Raw genomic sequence first — 758 nt, forward strand, 5'->3', positions numbered from 1 at the left:
GCTGGCCGAGACACTCCTCGAGGAGTACCACCCTCACCGCAGGCCTTCTCGGGACCACACGCGCGAATGCGGAGCCGAAAGGGACTGTTTCAAGATCGGTGTTTTCGGCCCGACATGCCGGGCTGGGTTCCGGCGGGATGGGCACTGTGAGTGATGACATCGGACCTTGTGGGTCCACACAAGGGTGAGTCCAGGCCGGCGCGGGAGCTGTCGGCGGAGCAGGCCGCTGCGGCGGCGATGGTGGCCGAGGCCAAGGCGCGGGGGTTGGCGTTGACCGGCCCGGACGGCCTGCTGAAGCTGTTCACCGAGAACGTGCTGGAAACCGCGTTGAATGAGGAGATGACCGAACATCTCGGGCACGCCAAGAATCAAGCGGGCCCGGAGCGGGGGTCTACGAACGTGCGGAACGGGTCGCGTCCGAAGACGGTGATCTCGGATGCGGCGGGTGAAGTCGAGATCGACGTGCCGCGGGATCGGGAGAGCACTTTCGAGCCACAGATCGTGCGCAAGCGTCAACGCCGCCTCACGGATGTGGACGAGATCGTGCTGTCGCTGTACGCGAAAGGGATGACGACCGGGGAGATCTCAGCGCATTTCGCCGACATCTACGGGGTGTCGGTGTCCAGGGAGACGGTCTCACGGATCACCGACAAAGTCTCGCCGAGATGACCGACTGGGCCGCCCGCCCGCTGGATGCCGGGCGGATTCCATCGGTCGTTGCGAATCTCCAGGATGGGAGATTCGAATGCCGCGGTTCG

General features: G+C 65.0%; 1 pseudogene. It reads left to right on the top strand.

Features of this window, described 5'->3' with window-relative positions:
* Positions 1 to 153: 153 nt before the first annotated feature.
* Positions 154 to 758, top strand: a pseudogene (locus ABD993_RS19080) (transposase); the annotation flags it as partial.

This window comes from Pseudonocardia xishanensis (assembly GCF_039541715.1).
Classification (GTDB): Bacteria; Actinomycetota; Actinomycetes; order Mycobacteriales; family Pseudonocardiaceae; genus Pseudonocardia; species Pseudonocardia xishanensis.